We start from the raw sequence: 6356 nt of genomic DNA, 5'->3' as shown, positions 1-6356 counted from the left end.
GTACCTGTAGGAGCGGGTTTACCCGCGAAGAGGCCAGCAATGGTTCAGCACAGGCAATTGCCCACACCATCACCGGTGCCCTCGCACACCCACCCCATTCACAGCACCTCGAAGGACTTCCCCATGGACAAGGACTCACCAGACCACCTCGGCAAGCTCGGCTGGACCGTCGGCACCACCACCTGCCTGGAAAGCGAAGTCAAAGGCAAACACCTGTTCCGCGTTGAACCCGGCAACTGTGCCGACCATGCGCTGCAACAGGCTTCGGAACTACTGGCTAGCGCGCGGCGGGCGTCGTTCATCGGGGTGATGGACGACGAACCGGTGCTGGTTTGGGCGGCGCATTACCTCAGCGAGATGGCCAAGGCGTTGATGGATGATGCGCGTAGGGGGATGCATAAAAGCGATTGAGGTGGAGGTTGGGCGATTCAGAGTTGTCCGTTCGGACCTACGGCTACGTCTTCGGATGACAGCTTCCGACCCAAAGCTGCCGTCCGCGAAAGAGCAGCAAGAGGCCTGTAGCGCCTCTCCGCCTCTACTGCTCGACGGGATCATCATGGCGCACTTCGCCACAGGCATGGTCTAGTTCGAAATCACCATCTTGGCTCTGTGTGGCTAGTCCAAGCATGGCTAGAGTGGGCTCCAACGGACACTAACCCACTGCGAGTACCTGCCCATGAACAACCGCCTTGATTACTTCAAGCTGTCTCCCCAAGCGTCCAACAAACTGGTGGAGTTGACCCTGCAACTGAGCAAGAAGCCGTTGATGGTCGATCTTGCCCACCTGATCATGTTGCGGGCTTCGCAGCTCAACGGCTGTGCGTTCTGCGTGGATATGCATGTGAAAGAAGCGAAGATCCATGGCGAGCGCGAGCTGCGTCTTCACCACGTCGCCGTCTGGCGTGAGTCGCAGCTGTTTACGCCCGAAGAGCGAGCGGCGCTGGAGTGGACCGAAGCCCTGACCCAGTTATCGCCTCATGGTATCTCCGACAGCCTCTATGCGCGTGTGCGCGAGCAGTTTTCCGAGCACGATCTGTCGGATCTGTCGTTCCTGATCGTCGCTATCAACGGCTGGAACCGCCTCAACGTAGCTTTCCAGGCCATCCCGGGCTCATCCGATGAACTGTTCGGCCTGAGCAAGGCCAACCTCAACTGAGTAACGTGCTGATCACTGCGCCAAGCTGCTCGCCAGGAGCAGCCGTGGCGCAGTTGGTAAAGCTCAGGAGCAGACCCGACTGACGCTGCGACGAGGCAGCCCAGCGCGACAACGCCTGTACCGACATGCCCCTGCCCAGCAACTGCTCGGCCAGGGCGGTGTCGTTTACGTCCTTCGGCAAACGCAGTACCAGGTGCATGCCGCCCGGCGAGCGCTCCACCTGCATACCCTGCGGCAAACTTCGCTCCAGTGCTTCGATGGTCAATGCTCGTCGCTCGTTGTAGATGCGGCGCATGCGTTGGATATGCCGGGCAAAGTGTCCTTCGGCAACGAACTCCGCCACCATGGCCTGGGTAATTGACGGTGACCCGGCAGCGAACAAGGCCCGGCCGACGCGCTCGAACGCTGCCACCTGCGCCTGCGGCACCACCAGATAAGCCAGGCGAAGGCTGGGAAACAGCACCTTACTGAAGGTCCCGGCATACAGCACGCGCCCATGGCGATCCAAGCTGGCCAGCGCTGGGAGTGGACGGCTGACGTAGCGATACTCGCCGTCGTAGTCGTCCTCGACAATCCACCCCCCGGTGCGGGCAGCCCAATCCAATAGCAGTTGTCGGCGTGGCAACGACAGTGCCATCGACAGCGGGCTCTGATGCCCCGGTGTCACCATGGCGACCTGCGTAGCCCGGCCACCCGCGATGGCATGCTCTACATTCATGCCATCGGCATCAACCGGCACCGCTTCCAGCTCCAGTCCGAATTGGCGAAGCACCTGGCGCGTGGGGGGATAGCCTGGGTCTTCCACCCAGGCTCGCGCCCCTGGCTGCAACAAGGTGTGCGCGATCAACGTCAGGCTATTGCGCCAACCGCTGGTGATAAACACCTGGTGGGCCCCGCAATCGATGCCTCGGGATACCTGAAGATACGAGGCGATGGCGCTGCGCAACGCTGGCAGGCCGTGGGGTGCCGGATAGTCCAGATCTCCCACACGCATCCCGCGTAGATACCGGGCACCCAGACGCGCCCATATCTTGCGCGGAAAAGCATCCAGCGCCGGCACCCCCATCTGGAATGGCAACAGCTGCGGTGGACGCCAGAGCGAATCAGGGGAGTCTTCGATCACCCGGCTGCTGACGGGTGCTGTGCTGGCCGCCAACGCGGGCTTCTGCAGTTCAGGATTGATCACGGTGCCTTTCTGCCCGAGCGCAAGGATGTAGCCCTCGCTGGCTAGCAGTGAATAGGCCAGTTCGACGGTCCCACGGGCCACACCCAGCTCCTTGGCCATGGCGCGCGCCGACGGCAAGCGGTCACCGGCGGACAACGTGCCGGCGGCAATGGCGGCCAGCACGCGGTCGTAGAGTTGGCGATACAGAGGCAGCGCGGACTGCTCTTCCAAGGGGGCGAAAGGCGGTTTTGGCGAAGTCATCATGGACTAGTTCATATCCCATTTCTTGGCTCAATCAAGTGGGTCAATGGTAGTCCAATATAGCGCCATCACTTACGCATGAGGCCAATCCCATGACATCTACGTTGACCAACTTCATACCCAGCGTGCTCGACCTGGCCGACACGGCCCTGCGTCCCTTGGACAACATCCATGACCTGTGCGGCGCATTCCCGTTAATGCAGCAATTGCGCTCTCATCTGACCAGCGAAGCCGACTTCACCAGCCGCATCGAGCGTATGCGTGTTGAAGGCTATCACCTCATTGGCGCGTATGACTCAGGCGTCCTTGTGGCATTGGCTGGTTACCGCCTACAGGAAAACCTGGTCTACGGCGCATTCCTGTATGTCGATGACCTTGTCACCGCCGAGGCTCATCGGGGTGGCCAGTGGGGGGCGCGCTTGTTGCAAGCCTTGGAACGACTGGCCCGCGCCAGCGGCTGCGCGCGCCTGGTGCTCGATACAGGTTTGGCCAACGCTCGAGCGCAACGTTTCTACTTCCGTGAAGGCCTGTTGACTGGGGCAATGCGCTTTCAAAAACAGTTCGATACGCCATAACCCGCACACATCCAAGGAGGCAAACATCATGACATCGTCCCGACCGCTACTTGCTCCTTTGCGCGTTCTTCGCCTGGTCGCCAGCCCCAACGCAAACCATTCGGAAAGTCTGAAGCTGTCGCAGCAGATCCTGTTTGGCTTGGCCACCGAGGCCGGCAGAAGGGGTATCCAGTTGACCGATCTAGATCTCAACGCCTTGGCACCCGTCGATGCGCCTTACGCCCAGGCATTAGCCAATCAGCGCATAGTCGCGGTAAGCGGGCGGGACAGTACGTTGAGCCGTTCCAACGCCTTGATCGACCAACTGCAAGCATGCGACGTACTGCTGATTGCCACGCCGATGCACAACTACAGCGTGCCCGCCCCACTCAAGATGTGGATCGACCAGGTGGTACGCGTGGGTAAAACCTTTGTTGGCACCGCCAAAGGTAAAGTCGGAAAGCTGACGGATCGTCCGGTCTACGTCGCAATCGCTAGCGGGGGCCACATCAGCGGTCCACAGGCCCGTCAACCGGACTTTCTGCGCCCCTACCTGTCGGCCGTCCTCGCCACCATTGGTCTCACTCAGGTGCATTATTTCACCGTTGAGGGTACCGCCAAGGGGGGGGAGTCACTGAGTACTGGAAGGGCAACAGGGTACGGTGATGTGCAGGCGTTCTTTGGTAGGCATAGCTGTCGAGTAGGTCAAGTCTAAAGTCCGCTTCAAGGCCGACATCTACTCCAAGCGCTTAGGTTTGCATCTCAACTGGGCCGTATGCGAACAAGCGGCCACGCGCTTCATCGCTCATACAAAGGAGAAAATCATGAATCGTCTCAATTGGTTTGAAGCTTCGCCTGGTGCAGCTAAGGCCCTCGGCGGCCTGCATCATTTCGTGACCACCGCGACAAATTTGCCAGCCTCGCTGATCCACCTCGTGTTTCTCAGGGTGTCTCAAATCAACGGCTGCGCTCATTGCATTGATCTTCACTCACGCGATCTGATCAAAGCAGGTATGTCAGTGGACAAGGTGCTGTTAGTGCCGGTATGGCATGAAGCGCAATATTTGTTCTCGGATCAGGAGCGCTCAGCACTGGCTTGGGCGGAAGAAGTCACCAGGGTAAGCGAGACACAGGTATCCGACGAAGCTTATGCAGCCGCATCGGCGATGTTTGCAGAAAAGGATCTTGTTGACCTGACAGCGGCCATTGCCGCGATGAATGCGTTCAACCGTATGGGCGTCAGCTTCCGACTCAAACCTGCGGCTAGGGCTTGATGACCTAGTGGCTCGGCCTGGAGAGGTAGTACTTCGGAGACGGCACATCGCTTGTATCGCGTACCGTCTGCTTCAGGCCAATTGCTGCCCTTTCCGAACGACCGCTATGGCTCGGATACGGTCGTTCGCTAATGAAAAGCCTTGGGGGCCCAACTCGGCCCCAGGTAACGCACCATTTTCGACAATGCCAGCAATCCTGTGAGGCCAGCCCCTACCATCTCTCACTCAAACTTCACCAACACCACCGTAGCGTTATCCCGCCCGCCATACTCCGCCGCCAACCGAATCAACCGCTGACTACTCCCCTCCAGACTTTCCCGCCCGGCGCCCTCCAACACCCGCGCCATCTCATGATGCGGCACACACCCATGAACCCCATCACTGCACAGCATCAGCAAGTCCTCCGCCTGCACCACCTGCACCCACACCTGCGGCTCCACCCGCGGCGCTGGTCCGATCGCCTGCAACAGCACGTTGCGCGCCGGCAGCCGATCGAAATGCCCGGCATCCAGCGCCTGCTGGTACCAGGTCTGGTCGCGACTCAACTGCTCCAGCTCACCGTGGCGATAGCGATACAGGCGACTGTCACCCACATGAAACGCCAACAACGGCCCGCCGGCCTGGGGGCGCCAGATGCCGGTGAGGGTGGTGCCCATGCCGCGCCCCTCGCTGAGCTGACGGGTGTGGTTATGCGCGTACAAGCGGGTGTTGACCGCTTTGAGCGCCTCGTGCAGCGCGCCCAGGGCCTGCATCGAGGGCACCTGGCAGGTGGCGTCGGGGTCGCTGGAGGTGTGGGTCGATCAGGAAGTGGTCTTCGTTGTGCTGGCGCACCGGGCCGGTTTCGCTGTGACCGAAGGCGATGCCGCCGCGCAGCAGGCAGGGCGCGGTGGCCATGTGGTTTTGTGGCGCGCTCATGGCTGCTCCTCGAGAAAGGCGCTGCGTTGGGCGGGGTCGGGGATGTGTTGGGCCAGGGCCTGCAACAGCGCCTGGCGGGTGCTGGCGTGGGGCAGGGCGCGGCGCATGACGATGCGGGCGATCGGGCCGATCAAGTAGGTCAGGCGCGTTTCGCTGGCCTGCAGGAAAGCGGGGTCCAGCTTGGGGGCTGGGGTGTCTGTCGTATCTGTCTGGTGGGGCAGGCTGTCGTCTTGCGGCGGGGTTTCGGTCGTGGCCAGCAGCGCTTCGGTGGCGGCGACGAACTGTTCGCGGCCACGCTCGGAGGGAATGTGCGGCAGCAGGGCGCTGTGCAGGCTGGCGAAGTCGTCGGCGCTGGCCAGGCTGCGCTTGACCAGCAGGCGCGCCAGGGGGCCGATCTGTTGCGACAGCAAAGATTCGAGCTGCGGGCGGACCTGGCGTTGGCGGGCTTCACGTCGCGGTGCACTGCCTTGGGGTACGCCAGTCAACGGTTGCAGCTTGAGCCAGCCTTGCAGCAGGTTGAGATGGGTGGTGTTGCCCGTGTGTTCCAGATACAGACGGGTGTGCGGGCCAAGGGCAATGCGTGTGCCGGCCAGTTGGTCGATGAGCACGCCTGTGCTGCCGGCTTCGAGGTAGTCGGCACTCTGCAGGCGGGTGCCGGCGTTGGCTTGGTAGACGCTCGTGGCACGCAACAGTTGCACGGGCTTTTCCGCTGCGCTTATCACTCCGATCTCTGCCGGGGCGGCGAGCAGAGGCGAGAGGTGGAGCAGGCCAGCCAGGAGGGGGAGGAGCGCGGGTCTGTTCACGGTTTGGTCATCGTGTGTACGGAAGGGGTAACCCCGGGATGAGCGCAGGCTACCGATTCACGGGGTGCGATGAACGTCAATTTTTTCTATGTATTTCAAGGGGATGAATTGAATGAAATCATGGAATAAAACGGCGGCGGCGGGTGTTTTCGTCATGGGCGCGCGGGTTATTCGTTGGCCTTGCTGGCCCTATCGCGGGACAAGCCCGCTCCCACAGGAACTCCGCTG

The 6356-nt window shown here is 61.3% G+C and carries 9 protein-coding genes; 5 read left to right on the top strand and 4 right to left on the bottom strand.

Going from position 1 to position 6356, the window contains the following annotated elements; all coding sequences use genetic code 11:
• Positions 1–123: 123 nt before the first annotated feature.
• Positions 124–411: a DUF3077 domain-containing protein gene (locus ACPZMI_RS00485; RefSeq protein ID WP_426351454.1), complete on the top strand. Its 288-nt coding sequence runs from the start codon at positions 124–126 to the stop codon at positions 409–411.
• A gap of 265 nt (positions 412–676) precedes the next feature.
• On the top strand, positions 677–1156 hold the full coding sequence (locus tag ACPZMI_RS00480) for a carboxymuconolactone decarboxylase family protein (protein WP_426351453.1): 480 nt from the start codon (positions 677–679) through the stop codon (positions 1154–1156).
• Here ACPZMI_RS00480 and pdxR read toward each other — a convergent pair.
• Positions 1149–2585, bottom strand: a complete 1437-nt coding sequence (gene pdxR, locus ACPZMI_RS00475; RefSeq protein ID WP_186709874.1) for a MocR-like pyridoxine biosynthesis transcription factor PdxR — start codon at positions 2583–2585, stop codon at positions 1149–1151. The genes ACPZMI_RS00480 and pdxR overlap by 8 nt on opposite strands.
• Before the next feature lie 101 nt (positions 2586–2686).
• Between pdxR and ACPZMI_RS00470 the strand changes: the two genes are divergently transcribed.
• From ACPZMI_RS00470 to ACPZMI_RS00460, 3 genes are all read left to right on the top strand, one after another.
• On the top strand, positions 2687–3157 hold the full coding sequence (locus ACPZMI_RS00470; protein ID WP_426351452.1) for a GNAT family N-acetyltransferase: 471 nt from the start codon (positions 2687–2689) through the stop codon (positions 3155–3157).
• Positions 3158–3185: 28 nt separating this feature from the next.
• Positions 3186–3851 (top strand): FMN-dependent NADH-azoreductase, encoded by a 666-nt coding sequence (locus ACPZMI_RS00465; protein ID WP_426351451.1) that lies wholly within the window; start codon positions 3186–3188, stop codon positions 3849–3851.
• Between the two features lie 109 nt (positions 3852–3960).
• Complete coding sequence (locus ACPZMI_RS00460; protein ID WP_012314951.1) at positions 3961–4410, top strand: carboxymuconolactone decarboxylase family protein; 450 nt, start codon at positions 3961–3963, stop codon at positions 4408–4410.
• Between the two features lie 221 nt (positions 4411–4631).
• On the opposite strand, the gene ACPZMI_RS00455 is transcribed toward ACPZMI_RS00460, so the two are convergent.
• From ACPZMI_RS00455 to ACPZMI_RS00445, 3 genes are read right to left on the bottom strand one after another with little or no spacing between them, the layout of a single operon-like run.
• Positions 4632–5162 carry a PP2C family protein-serine/threonine phosphatase gene (locus ACPZMI_RS00455; RefSeq protein WP_426351450.1) on the bottom strand — a complete coding sequence of 177 codons (531 nt, stop codon included), beginning with the start codon at positions 5160–5162 and terminating at the stop codon, positions 4632–4634.
• The gene (locus ACPZMI_RS00450; protein WP_426351449.1) at positions 5098–5325 is read right to left on the bottom strand and encodes a hypothetical protein; all 228 of its coding nucleotides are present in this window, start codon (positions 5323–5325) and stop codon (positions 5098–5100) included. Before ACPZMI_RS00450 ends, ACPZMI_RS00455 begins: the two co-directional genes overlap by 65 nt.
• A complete protein-coding gene (locus tag ACPZMI_RS00445; RefSeq protein WP_426351448.1) occupies positions 5322–6023 on the bottom strand; it encodes a DUF8082 domain-containing protein in 702 nt (233 codons plus the stop codon). The genes ACPZMI_RS00450 and ACPZMI_RS00445 overlap by 4 nt, the downstream gene beginning before the upstream one ends.
• Positions 6024–6356: the final 333 nt, after the last annotated feature.

Origin of the sequence: Pseudomonas wayambapalatensis, assembly GCF_049942315.1 — a bacterium.
Taxonomy (GTDB): domain Bacteria; phylum Pseudomonadota; class Gammaproteobacteria; order Pseudomonadales; family Pseudomonadaceae; genus Aquipseudomonas; species Aquipseudomonas wayambapalatensis.
This window is presented reverse-complemented; position numbering and strand designations above follow the sequence as displayed.

Excerpts from the sequence above, each read along its gene's own strand:
- ACPZMI_RS00485 (WP_426351454.1), top strand. The coding sequence starts at position 124 with ATGGACAAGGACTCACCAGACCACCTCGGCAAGCTCGGCTGGACCGTC.
- ACPZMI_RS00480 (WP_426351453.1), top strand. The coding sequence starts at position 677 with ATGAACAACCGCCTTGATTACTTCAAGCTGTCTCCCCAAGCGTCCAAC.
- pdxR (WP_186709874.1), bottom strand. The coding sequence starts at position 2,585 with ATGATGACTTCGCCAAAACCGCCTTTCGCCCCCTTGGAAGAGCAGTCC.
- ACPZMI_RS00465 (WP_426351451.1), top strand. The coding sequence starts at position 3,186 with ATGACATCGTCCCGACCGCTACTTGCTCCTTTGCGCGTTCTTCGCCTG.
- ACPZMI_RS00460 (WP_012314951.1), top strand. The coding sequence starts at position 3,961 with ATGAATCGTCTCAATTGGTTTGAAGCTTCGCCTGGTGCAGCTAAGGCC.
- ACPZMI_RS00455 (WP_426351450.1), bottom strand. The coding sequence starts at position 5,162 with ATGCAGGCCCTGGGCGCGCTGCACGAGGCGCTCAAAGCGGTCAACACC.
- ACPZMI_RS00450 (WP_426351449.1), bottom strand. The coding sequence starts at position 5,325 with ATGAGCGCGCCACAAAACCACATGGCCACCGCGCCCTGCCTGCTGCGC.